We start from the raw sequence: 19,950 nt of genomic DNA, 5'->3' as shown, positions 1-19,950 counted from the left end.
TATACTCCTATGCTAAACAGGATCTACATCAATCAAAAGTCCTTCTTGTGTGAAGATCCATGAATTATATATATATTCTTTTAAATTTGATAAGTCAGTACCTCGAATCATAATCGCTAAACGATACATATCCCGTACTTTTTTGATACTTGCTTCATAAGGTCCATTAATGAGAATATCGGTATCACCTTTATGGACCTCTAAATCGCTTACAATACGATTAGCTATGGCCTCTAAGGTCTCCATATTTTGATGACGCACTACCATGTGAATCATCTCTCTAAACGGAGGATATCCTAATGCTTTACGATTTTGAATTTCTTCATTGTAAAAGCCTACATAATCATGAGCCTTACTCTTTATTATAGCATAATTTAACGGATTATATGTTTGTATTACTACACTGCCCGGTTTATCACCACGACCAGCCCTGCCAGATGTCTGTGTAAGTAAATCAAAAGTTCTTTCAGATGCGGAATATACAGGAATATTTAAAACTGAATCAGCCGTTAAAATACCAACAGCGGTTACATCTTTAAAGTCATGACCTTTTGACACCATTTGTGTTCCCAGTAAGATGTCATATTTATGAGTCCCAAAATCATGTAAAATATCTTCTGCTAATTGTTTGTTTTTAGTTACGTCTTGATCAAGGCGGGCAATACGAGCCGACTTAAAATGACGTCGCAACTCTTCCTCCACCTTTTGTGTACCTGATCCAAAGAATTTAATACGTTGACTATTACACTTTGGACAGACCGTAGGAATCGGTTCATGATGTTCACAGTAATGGCACCGTAATTCTTCACCTGCTTGGTGATACACCATAGCTACATCACAATGAGGACACATAATTGTTTCTCCGCAATCGCGACACATTACAAAGGTACTATAACCACGTCTGTTCAAAAGAATAATCATTTGGTTATGTTCATTCAATGTTTTTTGAATCAAGCTACTCATAGCATCAGAAAAAACAGAATAGTTGCCATGAAGAATTTCTTCCTTCATGTCCACAATAGTTACTTTTGGCATTGGTTGTTCAAAAATACGATGTGGTAACTCAAGCAACTGATATTCCCCTTGTTTAGCTTTGTAATAGGAGGTTACAGATGGTGTTGCAGAACCAAGTATTACAGGACAACTATGTGCTTCCCCACGCCATAATGCAACATTTCTAGCATGGTAACGAACCATATCCTCTTGCTTATAAGAAGTATCATGCTCTTCATCTACTACGATAAGTCCAATGTCCTCAGCTGGAGCAAATACTGCTGATCGTGCACCAATGATAATATGACTATCCTTGCGACGTAAACGCTCCCAGTTATTATTGCGTTGTTGAACTGTTAACTTACTATGAAATACTACAACTTCATCACCAAAGGTTTCTACAAAACGACGCACTATCTGATCTGTCAAAATAATTTCTGGAACTAAAATAATAGCAGTTTTATCTTGGCTAATACATTTTGCTGTAGCTTTTAAATACAATTGGGTTTTTCCACTGCCTGTTACGCCATGCAACAAAAAGGTTTTATGCTGATGTGAATTCATCGCCTCTTGAATAGGCTCATATACCGCTTGTTGTGCATCAGTTAATGGAATATTTACTTCTTCTGTAAATAGTTCATCAAAAGAGGTTTTTGTAGCTTTAAATCTAGATTCAATAGTAATCCCCTTAGCTTCACTCACTTGTTTAATGACCATTCGAGAAAAACCTTTAGCCAATAATAAAGCTTTTGATGCGCCACCCACTTCAAGTAAATATTTGGCCAATTCCCGTTGTTTCTTTTTTCGTTCACTAAATTGTTCTACCGTGAAAGCAGGTGTAACCACAAGCCATTCTTCCTTAGGCGCCTCATAAGATTTTAGAGTTTTATTAACTGTAAATAAACGCAATGCATCGCCATAAGAGAATAAATAATATTCATTTAAACGACGGGCCGTATCCATCATTTCAGGTGTAAACCAAGGTTCATTGTCTAATACTTGAACAATATTTCGCAATTTAAATTCAGGAGGTTCTAATAATTCTTCATAACCAATCAGAATTCCCTCTTCACGACTATTGCCTAAAGGAATGAGTACGCGTGTACCAGGTAAGACATTACCAAACTTTTCAGGCATTAAATAGCTCAATGGTTTATGAAGTTGTTTGGCCGGTCTATTAATGATAACTTGTGCGACACGCATACATTATATCCTTTCATTTACTATAAAAGGTCTCAGTAGAAATTCTACTAAGACCTTTTGTATTATAAGCCAGCTTCAGCTTTTAAAATTGCTGCTTTGTCAGTACGCTCCCAAGGTAAATCAACATCAGTTCTACCAAAGTGACCATATGCTGCAGTTTTGCGATAATGAGGTTTTAACAAATCAAGCATTTCAATAATACCTGCTGGACGAAGGTCGAAATGTTTCTTAATAAGTTCTTGAATTTTAGTTTCCTCAATGCGACCTGTACCAAAAGTATCAACTAAAACGGATACAGGATGTGCAACACCAATAGCGTAAGCAACTTGTACTTCACACTTATCAGCAAGGCCTGCTGCTACAACATTTTTAGCTACATAACGAGCTGCATATGCTGCAGAGCGGTCAACCTTAGATGGATCCTTACCAGAGAAAGCACCGCCACCATGACGAGCCATACCGCCGTAAGTATCTACGATAATTTTGCGGCCAGTCAAGCCAGCATCACCATGAGGACCACCGATTACGAAACGGCCAGTTGGGTTAATGAAATATTTTGTATTTTCATCAACAAATTCAGCAGGCAATGCTGCATCGATAACAAAGCGTTTCAAGTCTGCTTTAATTTGTTCTTGCGTAACTTCAGGGCTATGTTGTGTAGAGATAACAATTGTATCAATACGTTTTGGTTTACCATCAACATATTCAACAGTAACTTGAGTTTTACCATCTGGACGAAGATATGTTAAAGTGCCATCTTTACGAACTTCTGTAAGACGACGAGATAAACGATGAGCCAAAGAAATAGGCATAGGCATAAGTTCAGGTGTTTCATTAGATGCATAACCAAACATCATACCTTGGTCACCAGCACCGATTTTATCTAGTGCTTCACCATTACCATCTTTAGATTCAAGAGCTTCATCTACGCCCATCGCAATATCAGCAGATTGTTCATCAATAGAAACAAGTACACCGCAAGTGTCGCAGTCAAAGCCAAATTTTGCACGTGTATAACCAATTTCACGAACTGTATCACGTACGATGCGAGGAATATCTACATATGTATTAGTAGAAATTTCACCTACTACATGAACTAAACCAGTAGTAACTAAAGTTTCACAAGCTACACGAGCAGTTGGATCCTTTTCAATAATCGCATCCAAAACAGCGTCAGAAATTTGGTCAGCTATTTTATCTGGATGGCCTTCAGTAACAGATTCAGAAGTAAAAAACATATGTTTTTCAGCCATTTTATCCTCCTAATACGAAAAAAAGCCTCTCATGTACTCATGAGAGACCCTCCCATCTAACGACATTTGTCATAGGAATTAGCACCTTTTCCTCTTGGAATGGTTGCTGTAGCTTCATAGGGCCTATCCCTCCACTACTCTTGATGAGTTACAGAAATATTATAGTGTATTTACATTGATAAAGCAAGTCATTATTACATATCTTTCTATCAATTACAAACTACAAACATAAGATTCTCTCATGTATCGTGTTATTTATTTTTTACCAATTCCACAACTTCTTTCATAATATTATGGGCCAATTCAGATTTTTTCATATTCGGCATTTCTTTAGGATCTTTATGAGGATATAAGAAGTATCCTTCATTCGTATCTACATTAAAACCTGCATTAGATTTACTAACATCATTTGCTACAAGCATATCTAAGTTTTTTCTAATTACTTTATCTTGACCGTATTTAATAACATGCTCAGTTTCCGCTGCAAAACCTACAAGAATTTGATGTTTCTTTTTAGCACCTAAACCTTGTAGTATATCTGGATTTTTAACAAGTTCTAATGTCATGGACTCCATTTTCTTTATTTTTTGTTCTGCCTTGTGAAGGACTCTAAAATCAGATACTGCTGCCGCCATGATAACCACATCTACCTCGCCATATCGAGATTCAACAGCATTTTGCATAGATAAAGCAGAGTCAACAGGAACAAAATCTACTCCACTAGGTACGGCTAAAGATGTGGGTGCACTGATCAAAATAACGTTAGCCCCCATCCGGGCTGCTTGCTCAGCAATAGCATACCCCATCTTTCCACTAGACCGATTACCAATATAACGAACAGGATCGATATTCTCTTGTGTACCACCGGCTGTAACAAGCACTGTAATACCTTCAAGTTCATTAGATTTGCACATCTGTGATTCAAGCCAATCTACAATAGCTTCAGGCTCTGGTAAACGCCCAACACCGGTAACCCCACAAGCAAGCCATCCTTCCGCAGGTTCCATAATATGGTAGCCAAGAGAACGTAAACCTTCCAAATTACGTTGAGTAATCGGATTGTTATACATTTCTGTATTCATAGCAGGACAAAGATATTTTGGAGCCTTAGTAGCCATTATTGTTGTTGTTAGCATATCATCTGCAATACCGGCATATATTTTACCAATTACATTTGCCGTAGCTGGAACAACCACATATGCATCTGCCCATTTAGCTAATGCAATATGCTCCACATCCCATTGATGTACTTGTTCAAACATGTCGATAGCTACAGGATGTCCACTAATTTCACCAAATGTAAGAGGTGAAGCTATATGAGTGGAATTTTGAGTCATAACAACCTTTACTTCAGCACCTTTTTTACGAAGCCTGCTCACTACTTCAATTGCCTTATACGCAGCAATACCTGCAGATACAGCGACAATGATATGTTTTCCTCGCATTTTCTTCTCCTTTTAAAAATTCCTTGTATCAACGATACAAGGAATTGTTGTTCTTATTTAATGCCTTCTTTAGTGCGTTTATAAGTCACTTCACCTTCGGCAATTTCATAAAATGCCAAGGAAACAGGCTTGTCAGTTGCATGTGTAGATTCAGCTAAGCATGGTTCGCCATCTGTTAGTTCACGAGCACGTTTAGCTGCTAATGTTACCAAAGTATATTTACTATCTACTTGATTTTCCAATTTTTTCAATGGAGGTTTTACCATCATACTATCACTTCTCCTTAGACTCTTGATACTGTTTATAAATAAATTGAATTTGCTCTTTATTGCGACTAATCTTACAGGATTCAGCTCGTAAGATAGATGCAACCTTCTCAGATGCTTCTCCGAGATCATCATTTACAACTATATAGTCATATCGATGGGCTAATGCCAATTCAGAACAAGCTAATGACAACCGTTTATCAATAACTTCTTTCGCATCTGTACCGCGATTATGTAAGCGCTCAGATAACTCAGTTAATGACGGTGGTACTATATAGATAAATACAGCATCACTAAAACGTTCTTTAACTTGCATAGCACCTTGAATATCAATTTCTAACAGTACACTTTTACCATCATCCAATAAATCCATTACATGTTGCTTCGGTGTACCGTAGTAATTATCATATACCTTTGCATATTCTAAAAATGCATCTTCACTTAATAGAGTTTCAAACTCTTCTTTCGAGCGAAAGAAGTAATTAACCCCTTCCACTTCACCAACACGTGGTGCCCGTGTGGTCATTGAAACGGAATATACTAAATTAGGCATTTCTTTTCGAATATTCGCACAAATCGTACCTTTACCTGCGCCAGATGGCCCGGATATAACGATTAATAATCCTCTGTCTGACATATGTACTCCTATGATTCTACTGTATCTTCGTCTACATCATATTGCACAAGTCGATGTGCTACGGTTTCTGGTTGAATTGCAGATAATACAATTTGACCACTATCCATAACTAATACAGCACGAGTCTTACGACCATATGTAGCATCAATGAGTAGGCCCTTGTCACGCGCATCTTGAACCATACGTTTTATCGGTGCAGATTCGGGACTAATAATAGCCATAACACGGTTAGCAGATACCATATTACCAAAGCCTATATTCAATAACTGAATACTCATTTATGGACCTCCTATTACTCTACATTCTGTACTTGTTCTCTAATTTTCTCTAACTCACATTTTAGCTGAACCACAAACTCTGTAATACTTGAATCCATAGCTTTGGAACCAATTGTATTCACTTCACGATTCATTTCTTGCAAAATAAAATCCACCTTACGACCGATGGAATTCTCATCTGCAAGTGTGTTTTTTAATTGTACCACATGTGAGGTAAATCGGACAATCTCTTCCGTAATATCAGTCTTATCAGCTAATAAAGCAATTTCCTGCAAAAAACGATCTTCACTTATACTCGCCTCTAAAGACACTAAATATTCTTGAATTTTTCCCTTTATATGCTCACGATACGCATCTACAGCGCCGGCTTTATTCTCATCAATAATCTTGATTATATTTTCTAAAGTAGTGATACGAGACAATAAATCTTGTTCAATATGTTTACCTTCTACTGTACGCATTGTTATTAAGGCATCCAGTGCTTGGTTTGTAGATTCTTGTACTATTTCTGAAAGCACATCTTCTGCAATCGGAGTATCTTGTTGTTGTATCCATTCATTAGAAATGGAATTGACCGCTTGTAAAGGCACCTTTTTAGGGTCATCATAAAACTCTTCTCGAACAAGCAATTCTTGTATCTGCTTCCTCAATACACTATTTATTGTAAAAGTTTTAGGTCTTTCCCCTGCATCTTGAATAGAAACAGATACTTCAACTTTACCACGAGTAATCCGATCTTGTACTAACCCGCGAATAATACTTTCAAAAGGGTTTATTTGCTTTGGACTACGTATAAATAAATCCAAAAATCGTGCATTTACAGTCTTAATTTCTACCGTACAGGTAATGCCATCTTTGGTTGCCGTACCAGAACCAAAACCGGTCATACTTTTCATATGATATCCTCCTTAGCAGTTTTTATTATTGTACCACGAATTATACATTCCGTGTTTAAATACTAAGAATTATATGTACATTATGTTATACTAAACTATACTTCTAAATAGAATTGAAAGGAGTACCATGAATTTAGACGGACTTACCATGTCTGTTCTCGCTAAAGAATTAAATGAGCGATTACAAACAGGTCAAATACAAAAATTATATCAAATAGATAAAACTACATTACTATTTAAAATTCGTGCACTTAACGAAGATCAAAGCCTAGTCATCACTGTTGGTGCAACCCCTGCGATGTATCTCAGCAAACCTCTTCAAGATTTACCAAAGGAACCTAGTTCACTATGTATGTTCTTACGTAAACATATTGAGGGTAGCCGTATTGTAAAGGTTGAACAAATCAATGGTGACCGAATCATGTGTATCCAAACGGATAAGCTTGAAATGGATGGTTCTATTACGAGTACATTTATATATGTGGAACTAATGGGCAAATATTCAAACTGTATCTTTGTTCAAGATGGAGTTATTCTAGAATCATTAATTCATGTATCACCTTTAATGAATCGTGAACGTTCTATAAGTCCTAAACTACACTATGAATTACCACCTAATGCTAATCGTGTAAGTTTAATGGATTTTGATTATGATGAAATCAAAAATTTACTTACCTCCTTCGGTGATAGCACTGTACAACAATCTATACGTGCCATCTTTAACGGTTTTGGTAAACCTTTGTTGGATGAAGTATTATTGGCTTCAAATCTTAGCGGTAATGAGATCATAAGCGACTTAATTCCCACGCAAGTTGATGCCTTAGCTAAGGCGTTATATGAGTTAAAAATTAAGCTCAATGAAAGTAATGGTTTGCTTACTTTAATTAATGATAATAATAAAAAAGCACATGCTACTTTTATCCTACAAAATTATAAAGTACTTAAAGAATATAGTACGATTTCAGAACCCTTAGAAGAATCAATTCATAATACAAAATCCATTCACACTGCAGATAAAGAACTAGAAAAGATCTTAACAGCAGCCATAAAAAAAGAAGAAGTTCGTCATCAAAAGATTAAAGATGAATTAGATGACACCAATAAAATGGATACATATAAACTATATGGTGATATCTTAATGATTAATGCTCACTTACAAGTTCAATATGAACCTTCTATCCAATTACCAAATCTTCTTTCTGAAGATGGAGAATTATTAACAATTCCTCTAAAGCCAAATCTTACAATTGTAGAAAACGGTCAATGGTATTATAAGCTCTATACTAAATTAAAAAATCGTATGGTCAGTGGTGAATATCAACTTAATGCTAGTACTACAAAACTTGAATATCTCAAATCAATTTTATATAGTATTTCATTAGCCACTACCCGTGAAAGCTTAGAAGAAATTCGTAAAGAATGTATGGATGCAGGCATAATCAAAAAATCGAAGAAGCCATTATCATATAAATTAGGTAAATCAAATTACATTCATTTAACCATCGATGAAGGTGAAATATTTATTGGCCGTAACAATCAACAAAATGAATATTTGACTCATCGATTTGCCAAACCAACAGATATTTGGTTCCATACACAAGATATTCAAGGTTCCCATCTCATATTAAGACTTAATGTAGAGCCTGATGATATGATTCTATCTAAAGTCGCTCAATACGCAGCCTACTTTAGTAAGGCACGTGAAACTAGCAAAGTACCTGTAGATTATACATACATTAAAAATATCAAAAAGCCACCTGGGTCTCCACTTGGTTTTGTTATTTTTAGCACTCATCAAACAATGATCGTTGAGCCTAAAAAGCCTGATAATTATAATGAATAAAAAAGAAGCGAAGGAAATCCTTCGCTTCTTTTCTTATAATATTATTGGTTTTCTTCTGTACGTTGTTCAGTTTGTTTCAAACTTTCACGATTTTGACGTAAGCTTTCCAATGTTTTTTCTAAATTATTTTCCACATATTTAAGAACATCACCAGCATATTGAATGGAGCTGGATTTCAATTCCTCAGAGGATTGGTTAGCTGCATTGATAATTTGATTAGCTTGTTCTTGAGCTTGTTTAACTAGTTCACTTTCAGCAGTTAATTTAGCAATGTAGTCTTTAGCTTGATCAATCAAAGTTTCAGCTTGACGTTGAGCATCAGCTAGTACTTTATCTTTATCTGCTACAATACGACGAGACTCTTCAAGTTCCAATGGTAAAGACTCTTGAATAGAATCAATAATACGCATAATTTCGTCTTCCTCAACCATACGTTTTGTAGTCATAGGAATACGGCTGCTAGATTCAATAAGAACCTCTAAATCTTCTAATAATTTTTCTGTTTTCATACATTTCACCCCTATTTATTATGGACCGTATTAAAGCGTTCTTCAAGTTTTTCCTTAACATCATCCGGAACTAAACCATCTAGCTTACCGCCAAATTTTGCAAGTTCACGAATACCTGTGGAGCTGACGAAAGAGTATTTATTATTTGTCATAATAAATACAGTTTCAATATCATCATCCAAATATTTTGCAAACAACGCACGTTGAAATTCATATTCAAAGTCACTTAAAGCTCGCAATCCTCGAATGATTATAGTGGCATTCTTAGATTTAACATACTGGTTAAGTAGACCACCTGTACAATCAATTTCAACATTAGGAATATGTTTGACAGAATTTTGAATCATCTCAACCCGTTCTTCCATGGTAAATAAGGAATTTTTATTTGGGTTAGAGCTGACAGCAATGATTAATTTATCAACTAATCGACTGCCTCGTTCAAAAATATCAACATGTCCATTTGTTACTGGGTCAAAACTACCCGGACACACACCTATACGCACAGGTTTAGCTCCTTTCAGCAGTGTTTACAAAATAGGAAACCATCGTATAACCAAATTTCTGTTCTTTTATACATTTCCATGATTCAGGCAAGGTAAATGCCTCGTCCTTATGGTGCTCTAGTAGTAAAACACCTTCGGGCTTTAATAAATCACAGTCTACAACCATATCTATGGTCTCTTGTATAAATCCATTTTCATATGGTGGATCAGAAAAAATATAATCGAACTGTCGTCCCATTATATAATTTTTTAATTGTGAAAGTTTCCTCGGAATGATTTCTAACCGATCTTCCACATGACAATGTTTGGCATTCTCCAAAATCAATTTTCCTGTTTTAAAGTCTACCGCTACTGCATGTGCTGCACCACGACTTAAGGCTTCAATAGCTACTGCACCTGTACCTGAAAATATATCTAATACATGAGTACCAAATATACCTCTATTAGATAATACATTAAACACACTTTCACGAACACGATCAAGTGTAGGTCTAGTATCTACCCCTTTAGGTGCTTTTATAGTATGTCCCTTTGCAGTTCCGCCAATAATTCGCATACAACCCTCACAAGATTATACTCATTAATTATAGTATATAAATAACCAAATTAAAAGTATCTTTTATTTATGATACTTCAATTTTAATATCTCGTCCCATCAATTCTGCTAATGCCAAAGCAGGAGATTTTTCTTCATATAAAACTTCATATAAAGCCTTTGTTATAGGCATTTCAATATGATGTTCACAAGCCATTTTATAAATAATGTCAGTAGCAAAGAAACCTTCTACAACCATATTCGTATGATTAATAATATAGTCCATCGTCTTTCCATCTGCTAATTGTTGTCCAGCAGCCCGGTTGCGACCATGGGGACTCATACATGTGGCAATCAAATCTCCCATACCAGCAAGGCCAGCATAGGTTTCTTTTTGTGCTCCTAAGGCTACACCAAAGCGGGTCATCTCATGCAACCCACGTGTTAAGAGTAATGCTTTACAGTTATCCCCTAACTTTAGACCGTCTACAATACCAGCCGCGAGAGCAATAATATTCTTTGTAGCCCCCGCTAACTCAACACCAGTAATATCGGTATTTGCATAAATTCTAAAGTTTTGACTACATAATGCTTTCTGTAACATCGTGGCCACATCAAGATCTTCTGTACTTAAAACAGATGCAGCCGGTAAATCTCGTCCAATTTCTTCCGCATGGTTTGGACCAGATAAAACAGCGAGATTACATCCAACTGTTCCTAGAACCTCTCTCATAACTGTAGTCAGCAATTTGCCAGTAGTACGCTCTACACCTTTTGAACAAAGTATATACGATTGTTCTTTATGAGCATAAGGTCTAATAGACTCTAAACTAGTACGTACATGTACAGATGGCGTAACCATGAGAATGATATCGGCCCCTTTAATACAGGTAGCAAGATCTGAACTATATACTAATTCATTTGGTAATGTTACGCCAGGTAAATACTCTTTATTCTCTAGATCTTTAGCTAATTGATCTGCAAATTCTGGGCGACGACAATATAAAGTTGTAGTATTTCCAGCTAATACGGATTTAATAGCAAGAGCAGTTCCCCAGCTACCAGAGCCGACAACAACAACATTCATATATTAATCCTTTTTGATACGTTCTACTTTTAACTCATTACCTGCAAGTAAACGTTTGATATTATCCCAATGGCGAACAATGACAAATAAAGCAGCCAAAGCGCCAAAGCCAACGAACCAATAAGATTCGCCTGTAAAATACATTAAGATTGGTACCAAAGCGGCAGCTATAATTGATCCTAGTGATACGAGCTTAGTGAAATAGACAATAACGCCCCATACCAAGAAGGCAATCAAAGCAACTAATGGTGACAAAGCAATTAATACACCTAGTCCTGTAGCTACGCCACGACCACCTTTAAAGCCTAAGAATATAGACCAGTTATGGCCCATCATAGCAAGGATACCACCTAAGATCATATACATAGGTCCATAAGAGGATAATAATACTACCCCAGCCGCGCCTTTTAAGGCATCACAGAGAAATACAGGTAATGCAGCTTTGAGACCTATAACGCGATATGTGTTAGTGGCACCTATATTTTTAGAACCATATTGGCGGACATCTGTATTAAAGAAGGTCTTACCGATAATTAAACCACTAGGAATTGAACCAATAAGATATGCCAATATAGCATATACGATAACCATAATATCCATTAGTCTTCATCATCCCGTTTCTTACCACGCAACACTAAACGAATTGGTGTTCCTTCAAAGCCAAAGGACTCACGTAATCTATTTTCCAAGAAACGCATATACGAGAAGTGAATTAACTCTGGTTCATTTACAAACAAAATAAATGTAGGTGGTTTAACACTTGCTTGTGTCATATAGTAAATCTTTGGAATTCTGCCATTACGAGATGGTACAGGATTTACTGTTTGAGCATCTTGCAATAATTGATTTAATGTACCTGTAGATACACGGCGATACTGTTGTTCAGAAACGAATTTCAACATATCAGCTAAGCGATGAATACGTTGCTTAGTCAATGCAGATGCAAATAGAATCGGCGCAAATTGTAAGAACCCTAATTCATCATAAATATCTTCAGTAAAGCGCAGTGTTGTTTTATCATCTTTTTCAACAAGATCCCATTTGTTTACAACAATAATTACACCCTTGCCTGCTTCATAGGCATAACCAGCAATTTTCTTATCTTGTTCTGTAACACCATCTTGAGCATCAAGCACAAGAACAACAATATCCGAACGGTCTACAGAGCGTAAAGAACGCACAATACTATATCGTTCAACAGCTTCTTCGATTTTAGATTTACGTCGCATGCCTGCAGTATCGATAAGGACAAATTTTTGATCTCCATGAGTCCAATATGTATCGATAGAATCACGTGTTGTCCCTGCTACATCAGATACGATTACGCGGTCTTGCCCTAATAATGCATTAGTCAAAGAAGATTTACCTACATTAGGACGGCCAATAACTGCTACGTGAATAGTATCTTCATCATCAACATTTGTACCAACTGGAGGGAAATGTTTAACCGTATCGTCAAGCAAGTCACCTAAGTTCATTAAATTCTTAGCAGAAATACCAATTGGATCACCTAAGCCAAGATTATAGAATTCATAAATATTAGGTTCTTGATTAACACTGTCAATTTTATTAACAACTAAAACTACAGGTTTGCCGCTAGCACGTAATATATTTGCAACTTCTTCATCGGCAGGAACAATCCCTTGTTTACCATCAACAACAAATAATATTACATCCGCTTCTTCAATTGCTAATTCAGCTTGTAAACGCATCATCTTAGGAATAACATGACTATTATCTGTTATGAATTCGATACCACCTGTATCTATCATTGTAAATTCACGATTTAACCACTCTGCGTCAAAGTAAATACGATCCCGTGTTACACCAGGAATATCTTCAACAATAGAGATTCGTTTATTAACAATGGCATTAAAAAGTGTAGATTTCCCTACATTTGGACGACCTACAACAGCCACTAATGGTTTTGCCATGGTTTCACCTCATTATCTAATCTAATACATTACTATATTTTATCATATTCTACGTAAAGTACGCAAAAAGGCTAACCAAGGAAACCTTGGTTAGCCTTATATTAGACAATGAATTATTCAGCGTCTTCTGCAGTTTCTTTTGCTTCCATCAATTCAGTTAAAGCCAAACCCAATTTCTTTTCGTCTTTGTTAAGAGAAATGATTTTAACTTCTACTTCTTGACCGCGGTTTAAGTAGTCTTCAACTTTCGCATTACGTTGTTTTGTAATTTGAGAAATGTGAAGTAAACCTTGAATGTCGTCGTTAACAGCTACGAATGCACCATAAGCTACCAAACGAACAACTTTGCCGTTAATAACATCGCCAACATGCAATGTTTCTTCAGCTACGTCCCATGGGCTCTTAGTCAAAGCTTTTAAGGACAAGGATAATTTGTTGCTTTCAGCGTCGAAGGATTGTAATTTAACTTCGATTTCTTGACCAACGGAAAGAACATCTTCCACTTTTTTGATTTTTTGCCAAGAAATGTCGGAAATGTGAAGTAAACCTTCAATACCACCGATATCTACGAAAGCACCATAAGGCATGATTTTACGAACAATACCTTTATAGTTGTCGCCAACGTTGATGTTTTTCAATGCTTCAGCTAATTTAGCTTGACGTTCTACTTCCAATACTGCACGACGGGAAAGAACCAAACGGTTTTTCTTTTCGTCGATTTCAAGTACTTTAGCTTCGAATTCTGTACCAACCAAGTTGTCCAAGGATTTTACGAAATGAACATCACCTTGGGACAATGGAATGAAACCACGAAGGGATTTAACTGTTACTACCAAACCTGCTGGGATAGCATCAATACCTTTACATACGATAGCTTCATCTTTTTCTTGTGCTTCGATAACATATTGCCAATCTTCATCTTTAGCCAAGCGAGTCATGGAAAGATAAATAGGATTATCTTCTTTGATGTGGTTCATGATAACTGCTTTAATTTCATCACCATTTTTCAACACATCTTTGGCAGATTCTGGTGCTGGATAAGAAATTTCAGTTCTGTTCAAAATGGCTTCAGTTTTGTAGCCAAAAGATACATAAGCGCGTTCATCTTCAACTTGAACTACTGTACCTTCTACAACGTTCCCTTTCTTAAATTCTTCTTGACCTTCTGCTGCTAATAATTCTGCAAAATCTTTCATTGTCTCAATGACCTCCTTAATAATCCAGTCGGGAGTCGATGCTCCTGCTGTAACTCCTACCGTCTGTACTCGGTTAAACCATTCCAGTTGTAATTCAGTAGAAGTTTCAATGTGATAAGTTGTACATCCAACGTCACGACAAACCTCTGCCAATCGGTTTGTATTGCCGCTATTCTTACCGCCTATCACTATCATAAGATCTACATTACGTGCTAAGTCAACGGCAGAGTTCTGTCGTTCTTGCGTTGCATTGCATATCGTTTTGAAAACCTTAAGATTCTTAGATTTTTTCTCTAATATCTCTATTATACTGTTAAATTTGAATTGTGAAAAGGTTGTTTGTACAACAACACCCATTTTTTCCACAATTTGTAGTTTTTTTGCGGATTCTTCATCTTCGATGATTATTCCTTTGTTATTTGCCCATAAATTGATACTTTTTACCTCAGGATGGTTTTTTTCGCCCAAAATCACCAAAGTCATTCCATCTTCTATGACAGACTTAGCATCTTGTTGCGCTTTTTTTACATGAGGACATGTAGCATCTAAAATATGTAATCCCTTTTCTTCAGCTTCTGCATAAATAGCAGGGCCTACACCATGAGATCGAATAATCATTGTCCCTTCGTCAATATCTGCTACCTCTTGAATAGGACTTACACCTTTACTTTCAAGGCGACCTACAACTTGAGGATTATGAATGATAGGACCTAATGTATAACTTTTACCCTTACCCTCGGCAGCTTCATTAGCCATTTCAACGGCTCGCTTAACACCATAACAAAAGCCATGGTTTTCAGCCAAAATTATTTCCATAAAGTCTCCTCTATACGATTTTCATGATACGAATCTATCATGCGTTGAATTTCACCTTTAACGCGCTCATTAACCTCTTTGATTGCTTCAGGTGTTGGTTTAGCTTTATTTACAGGAACTTGTTTACCAATAATACAAGCTACTTGATTTTTCTTCATATTATGAGATCCAATAATAGCAACTGGTGTTATACCAATGCCTGTACGCAATGCAATTGATGCTGCGCCATCATGAAATCTTCCAAGCTTACCGCTCTTTTGACGATTTCCTTCAGCAAATATCCCCAGTACCTTATTGTCTTTCAATAACCCTAAGGCATGACGTATAGCTACCTTGTCGATAGCACCGCGATTTAGTGGAAATGCACCAAGCCATGTACAGAAAAATCGAGAAATGGGATTCACAAATAATTCCTGTTTCGCCATGAAATGTACATGTCTAGGTAATGCATAACCACAAATAGGCGGATCATTGTTACTCAAATGATTTGGTACAACAATAACGGGACCTTCCATAGGAAAATTATCACGCCCATATACCTTTAGTCCATAACCGACTTTATAGCGCAACCAAAAGGCAGTACGCCAAAGCCATGTAGAAAATTTATTCATCTTAGATTCGCTCCTGTACTAGATGTAATATATGTTCCACTGTTTCATCAAACGTCATGTTACTAGAATCCACAACAATAGCATCCTCAACGCACACCAGTGGAGATTCATCGCGATTTTTATCCATTTCATCGCGACTTTCAACATTCTTTTTAATGTCTTCTAATGATTGTTCATTAGAAGTACCTTGAACTTCAAGCCATCTACGTTTTGCTCGTGCATCTACAGATGCTGTTAAATATATCTTCAACTCAGCCTTTGGTAGTACAACAGAACCTATATCGCGACCATCTAAAATAACACCACCAACAGCAGCCATAGCTTGTTGGCGTTCAACTAAGTATTCACGAACACCTTTATAAGAAGCAATAGTCGATACATTCTCATTGATTTGTTGTTGTCGAATTAGATCTGTCACGTCTTGACCTTTTACAAATACTTTACAAGCATTTGCAGTAGGCTCTAATGTTAAATCTAATGAAGGGAGCAATGATTCTACATCTTTTTGATTGTTCACATTAACATGGCTATCGAGAACCGCCCATGTTACACCTCGATACATAGCGCCTGTATCAATATATAAATAACCCAATTCATTGGCCACTACTTTTGAAATACTACTTTTACCAGCCCCTGCAGGACCATCAATAGCAATGGCAATTTTTTTAGTATTCATAATAACCTCTATTCTTCATCACCATGTACAGCATGCATTGCCGCCACATAACCAGTGGAAAAAGCAGCTTGTAAATTATAGCCGCCCGTAAAGGCATCAATATCTAGAACCTCACCAGCACCATATAAGCCTTTCACCAATTTAGATTCCATGGTTTTGGGACTAAACTCTTTTAACGAAATACCACCGGCTGTAACAATTGCTTCTGCTACAGGGCGTAACTCCTTTACAGTTAATGTCATATGTTGTAATACATGACATAAACGCATACGTTCTTCTTTTGTAATTTGATTAATGGGTTTACTTGGATCTAATTCAGCAAGGTTTATCACAATCGGAATCAGATTGACAGGTAACAAATCTTTCATCCCATTAGCTAATTGTTTTTTTGAATATAAATCAAAATCCTTCTGTAAGCGTTTGTCTAAAACTTCTGCAGTTAATGCAGGCTTCAGATTTATTTCAATAGTGATTTGTGGATTTTTCTTACGCAACAATTTGCCTACTGTATGACTTAAAGACAAGATTGTAGGACCCGTAAGGCCAAAATGAGTGAACATCATTTCCCCAAATTGTTTTGCTTGTAACTTATTTTTCGAAATAACGGATACCTCAACATTACGAAGACTAAGCCCCATAATATCTTTTACCCAAGATTCCCCTGTTACAATTGGTACCAATGATGGTCTTATATCTGTAACGGTATGACCAATTTTTTTAGCTAAAGCATATCCATCACCAGTAGAACCAGTTAACGGATAAGAGGCACCACCGGTACAAATGATAGCGGCATCACAAGCATATTGTTCCTTATCTGTTGTAACTCCTACAACACGACCATCCTCAACAGTAATTGATGTAACAGGTTCATTTAAATGAACTTGTACTTTATACTTTTTAAGGATTTTCATGAATATATTGCGTACTTCTAAAGCAGAATCAGATTCTGGGAATACACGTCCCCCTCGTTCAACCTTAGTTTTTAAGCCCCAACTATGTAATAATTCAAGCAAGTCTTCATTACTAAAGCGTTCATAAGCGCCATATAGGAACTTACCATTACCAGGCGTATTTTTAATGAACTCGGTCATATCTGCACTATTTGTAATATTACAGCGACCTTTACCTGTAATGCCCATCTTCTTACCAACCATATTCATTTTTTCTAGTAAGATGACACGTGCCCCTTCACGACCAGCTATAACAGCTGCCATAAGACCTGCTGCACCACCGCCAATGACTACAATTTGTTTCATTCCTTACCTGCTCCTAACGCTTTTAGAGCTTTTACTTCACGAATTGTAAGCTGACGAGAACCACCACGTTTAACACCACCTAAGGTAAGCCCAGCATAGGCAATTCGTTTTAAGTTATGAATACGGTACCCAAAGTGTTCAAACATACGACGAACTTGGCGATTACGACCTTCATGGATTGTAATTTCTACTTCATGAACACCATTATGATCATCAAAACCGAGATCTACAATTGTTGCAGGAGCTGTTATACCATCTTCCAGTGCTACACCATTGGCAATAACCTGTAAATCTTCATCACGAACACGGCCCTTAATACGCACCTCATATGTTTTTTCTACGCCCTTAGACGGATGAGTTAAGTTTTGAGCCAACTCACCATCATTAGTCAACAACAATAACCCTTCTGTATATAAGTCAAGGCGACCTATTGGATAGATTCGTTTTGATTCATTTTTAATATAATCTATAACAGTTTCACGACCTTGAGGGTCAGACACAGATGTAATAACCCCCTTTGGTTTATTTAACAAGTAATAAACTGGTTTCTCTTGGGCTAATAATTGACCATTAACCTTAACTTTATCCTTTTGAGGATCAATTTTCACACCTAATTCAGTGATTCTACGACCATTAACCTGAACTTTTCCTTCTGTAATCAATTCTTCTGCCTTGCGTCGTGATGCTACACCACAACTAGCAATAAATTTTTGTAATCGTTCCATATTATCCTTCTGTTTCTGAAACTTCTTGATGTAAAGCCTCAATAGATTCTACGCCAGCACTTCTTAAAAACTCGTCAGTTGTTCCGTAAAGAATAGGTCTTCCTACAGTATCTTTATGACCTAGTTCCGCAATAAGAGATCGAGTGAGTAATTGTTTAATAATCTTATCACTATTTACACCGCGGATTTCTTCAATTTCAGCTTTAGTTATAGGTTGTTTATAGGCTATGACAGCTAATGTTTCCATCGCTGCATTAGATAATTTATCTTCTCTCTTACGGATATGCCCTACATAGTCAGCACTTTCCATGGCACTAACTAACTCAATACCTGCTCCAGATACTCTCAAACGGATGCCGCGATTTTTCTCTTCTAGTTCCCGTTGTAATGTATCTATATAATCTTGTACTTCCTCTTTTGAAAGTTCAAATACTTCTTCAAGCATTTCTATTGATATAGGTTTTGCCGATGAGAATAACACGGCCTCTAAATGCATTGTTGGTAAGCTCATATAGCCCCCTTTCTATACGGTACCTTCTAAGGCTGCAGTGAATATAATATCATCCTCTTCATAGCGCATTTCCATAACTTGTTGCTTCAACAATTCTAAAACAGCCATAAAGATTGTTACCATACCACTTTTTGTTTCAATTGCTATTAATAACTCTCTAAAATATAAACTTTCACCACGTCGTACTCGACTAGATAAAGACAAAATCATATCCTCTAAACTATAACTGTCTTTTTCAACTTTGACCTCGCGAATAGGCTCCTCTTCAGGTAATTCCTTAGCGCGTTTTATAGTCTGATAAAAAATCTCATATAATCGGGAAAGTTCTAAACTATATACATTGTCTATCCCAAGTACGCTTGTTTCTTCAGGTCTACTAAATATGTTGGCGGATACAGCTGTACGTTCCATCAATATAGCTGTAAAATCTTTGATTTTTTTAAACTCTACTAATTTAGCTACCAATTCATCACGTGGATCTTCAGCATCCTCCGGCTCAGGTTCAGCTTTAGGTAATAGCATACGCGATTTAATTTGTAACAAAGTAGAAGCCATTACAAGAAACTCACTACTATAATGAATATCAAAGTGATTCCAATTATCTAAATATTCCAAGTATTGACTCGTAATTTCAACGATAGGAATATCGGTGATTTCTATTTTATGTTTTTCAATAAGATGCAAAAGCAAGTCCAAAGGACCTTCAAAGACATCCAACTTGTAATTATAATCTCCCATAAACCCCAATCCTTAGAAAATATACTTTAACTATATAAT

At 36.5% G+C, this 19,950-nt stretch carries 21 protein-coding genes and 1 riboswitch; of the genes, 1 reads left to right on the top strand and 20 read right to left on the bottom strand.

Annotated elements, in window-relative coordinates; all coding sequences use genetic code 11:
- Positions 1 to 12: 12 nt before the first annotated feature.
- The 7 genes from priA to O3607_RS01155 form a co-directional block, all read right to left on the bottom strand.
- Complete coding sequence (priA, locus tag O3607_RS01185) at positions 13 to 2,196, bottom strand: primosomal protein N' (protein ID WP_371443195.1); 2,184 nt, start codon at positions 2,194 to 2,196, stop codon at positions 13 to 15.
- A gap of 62 nt (positions 2,197 to 2,258) precedes the next feature.
- Positions 2,259 to 3,449: a methionine adenosyltransferase gene (metK, locus tag O3607_RS01180; RefSeq protein WP_060924651.1), complete on the bottom strand. Its 1,191-nt coding sequence runs from the start codon at positions 3,447 to 3,449 to the stop codon at positions 2,259 to 2,261.
- A gap of 49 nt (positions 3,450 to 3,498) precedes the next feature.
- Positions 3,499 to 3,599, bottom strand: a riboswitch (SAM riboswitch).
- 101 nt (positions 3,600 to 3,700) lie between these two features.
- Positions 3,701 to 4,894 carry a bifunctional phosphopantothenoylcysteine decarboxylase/phosphopantothenate--cysteine ligase CoaBC gene (gene coaBC / locus O3607_RS01175; RefSeq protein ID WP_227720947.1) on the bottom strand — a complete coding sequence of 398 codons (1,194 nt, stop codon included), beginning with the start codon at positions 4,892 to 4,894 and terminating at the stop codon, positions 3,701 to 3,703.
- A gap of 53 nt (positions 4,895 to 4,947) precedes the next feature.
- Positions 4,948 to 5,163 (bottom strand): DNA-directed RNA polymerase subunit omega, encoded by a 216-nt coding sequence (gene rpoZ, locus O3607_RS01170; protein WP_060924653.1) that lies wholly within the window; start codon positions 5,161 to 5,163, stop codon positions 4,948 to 4,950.
- A gap of 4 nt (positions 5,164 to 5,167) precedes the next feature.
- Positions 5,168 to 5,797: a guanylate kinase gene (gene gmk, locus O3607_RS01165; protein WP_119206419.1), complete on the bottom strand. Its 630-nt coding sequence runs from the start codon at positions 5,795 to 5,797 to the stop codon at positions 5,168 to 5,170.
- 8 nt (positions 5,798 to 5,805) lie between these two features.
- On the bottom strand, positions 5,806 to 6,075 hold the full coding sequence (gene remA / locus O3607_RS01160; protein WP_005386753.1) for an extracellular matrix/biofilm regulator RemA: 270 nt from the start codon (positions 6,073 to 6,075) through the stop codon (positions 5,806 to 5,808).
- A gap of 14 nt (positions 6,076 to 6,089) precedes the next feature.
- The gene (locus O3607_RS01155) at positions 6,090 to 6,971 is read right to left on the bottom strand and encodes a YicC/YloC family endoribonuclease (RefSeq protein ID WP_227720948.1); all 882 of its coding nucleotides are present in this window, start codon (positions 6,969 to 6,971) and stop codon (positions 6,090 to 6,092) included.
- Between the two features lie 127 nt (positions 6,972 to 7,098).
- Here O3607_RS01155 and O3607_RS01150 point away from each other — a divergent pair, with 127 nt between their 5' ends.
- Positions 7,099 to 8,814 (top strand): NFACT family protein, encoded by a 1,716-nt coding sequence (locus O3607_RS01150; protein ID WP_227720949.1) that lies wholly within the window; start codon positions 7,099 to 7,101, stop codon positions 8,812 to 8,814.
- Between the two features lie 41 nt (positions 8,815 to 8,855).
- Here the strand turns inward: O3607_RS01150 and O3607_RS01145 are convergent, their stop codons facing one another.
- The 13 genes from O3607_RS01145 to O3607_RS01085 form a co-directional block, all read right to left on the bottom strand.
- Positions 8,856 to 9,323: a hypothetical protein gene (locus O3607_RS01145; RefSeq protein WP_005386756.1), complete on the bottom strand. Its 468-nt coding sequence runs from the start codon at positions 9,321 to 9,323 to the stop codon at positions 8,856 to 8,858.
- Positions 9,324 to 9,334: 11 nt separating this feature from the next.
- Positions 9,335 to 9,826, bottom strand: a complete 492-nt coding sequence (coaD, locus tag O3607_RS01140) for a pantetheine-phosphate adenylyltransferase (RefSeq protein WP_024066177.1) — start codon at positions 9,824 to 9,826, stop codon at positions 9,335 to 9,337.
- 4 nt (positions 9,827 to 9,830) lie between these two features.
- On the bottom strand, positions 9,831 to 10,382 hold the full coding sequence (gene rsmD / locus O3607_RS01135) for a 16S rRNA (guanine(966)-N(2))-methyltransferase RsmD (protein WP_060924657.1): 552 nt from the start codon (positions 10,380 to 10,382) through the stop codon (positions 9,831 to 9,833).
- Between the two features lie 67 nt (positions 10,383 to 10,449).
- Positions 10,450 to 11,448 (bottom strand): NAD(P)H-dependent glycerol-3-phosphate dehydrogenase, encoded by a 999-nt coding sequence (locus O3607_RS01130; protein WP_227283002.1) that lies wholly within the window; start codon positions 11,446 to 11,448, stop codon positions 10,450 to 10,452.
- A gap of 3 nt (positions 11,449 to 11,451) precedes the next feature.
- Positions 11,452 to 12,048: a glycerol-3-phosphate 1-O-acyltransferase PlsY gene (gene plsY, locus O3607_RS01125; protein WP_024066174.1), complete on the bottom strand. Its 597-nt coding sequence runs from the start codon at positions 12,046 to 12,048 to the stop codon at positions 11,452 to 11,454.
- Entirely contained in the window at positions 12,048 to 13,382 is a 1,335-nt protein-coding gene (gene der, locus O3607_RS01120; RefSeq protein WP_060924659.1) for a ribosome biogenesis GTPase Der, read from the bottom strand. The genes plsY and der overlap by 1 nt, the downstream gene beginning before the upstream one ends.
- A gap of 113 nt (positions 13,383 to 13,495) precedes the next feature.
- Positions 13,496 to 15,394 (bottom strand): bifunctional 4-hydroxy-3-methylbut-2-enyl diphosphate reductase/30S ribosomal protein S1, encoded by a 1,899-nt coding sequence (locus tag O3607_RS01115; protein ID WP_060924660.1) that lies wholly within the window; start codon positions 15,392 to 15,394, stop codon positions 13,496 to 13,498.
- A complete protein-coding gene (locus O3607_RS01110) occupies positions 15,385 to 16,005 on the bottom strand; it encodes a 1-acyl-sn-glycerol-3-phosphate acyltransferase (protein WP_024065979.1) in 621 nt (206 codons plus the stop codon). The genes O3607_RS01115 and O3607_RS01110 overlap by 10 nt, the downstream gene beginning before the upstream one ends.
- A 1-nt stretch (position 16,006) precedes the next feature.
- Positions 16,007 to 16,681: a (d)CMP kinase gene (gene cmk, locus O3607_RS01105; protein ID WP_024065980.1), complete on the bottom strand. Its 675-nt coding sequence runs from the start codon at positions 16,679 to 16,681 to the stop codon at positions 16,007 to 16,009.
- 8 nt (positions 16,682 to 16,689) lie between these two features.
- Positions 16,690 to 17,937, bottom strand: a complete 1,248-nt coding sequence (locus O3607_RS01100; RefSeq protein ID WP_024065981.1) for an NAD(P)/FAD-dependent oxidoreductase — start codon at positions 17,935 to 17,937, stop codon at positions 16,690 to 16,692.
- Positions 17,934 to 18,662, bottom strand: coding sequence for a pseudouridine synthase (locus O3607_RS01095; protein WP_024065982.1), 729 nt, complete (start codon positions 18,660 to 18,662; stop codon positions 17,934 to 17,936). Before O3607_RS01095 ends, O3607_RS01100 begins: the two co-directional genes overlap by 4 nt.
- Position 18,663: 1 nt before the next feature.
- The gene (gene scpB / locus O3607_RS01090) at positions 18,664 to 19,173 is read right to left on the bottom strand and encodes an SMC-Scp complex subunit ScpB (RefSeq protein WP_024065983.1); all 510 of its coding nucleotides are present in this window, start codon (positions 19,171 to 19,173) and stop codon (positions 18,664 to 18,666) included.
- Positions 19,174 to 19,185: 12 nt separating this feature from the next.
- On the bottom strand, positions 19,186 to 19,911 hold the full coding sequence (locus O3607_RS01085; protein WP_024065984.1) for a ScpA family protein: 726 nt from the start codon (positions 19,909 to 19,911) through the stop codon (positions 19,186 to 19,188).
- Between the last annotated feature and the right edge of the window lie 39 nt (positions 19,912 to 19,950).

This window comes from Veillonella sp. 20925_1_51 (assembly GCF_041431445.1).
GTDB lineage: Bacteria > Bacillota > Negativicutes > Veillonellales > Veillonellaceae > Veillonella > Veillonella nakazawae.
This window is presented reverse-complemented; position numbering and strand designations above follow the sequence as displayed.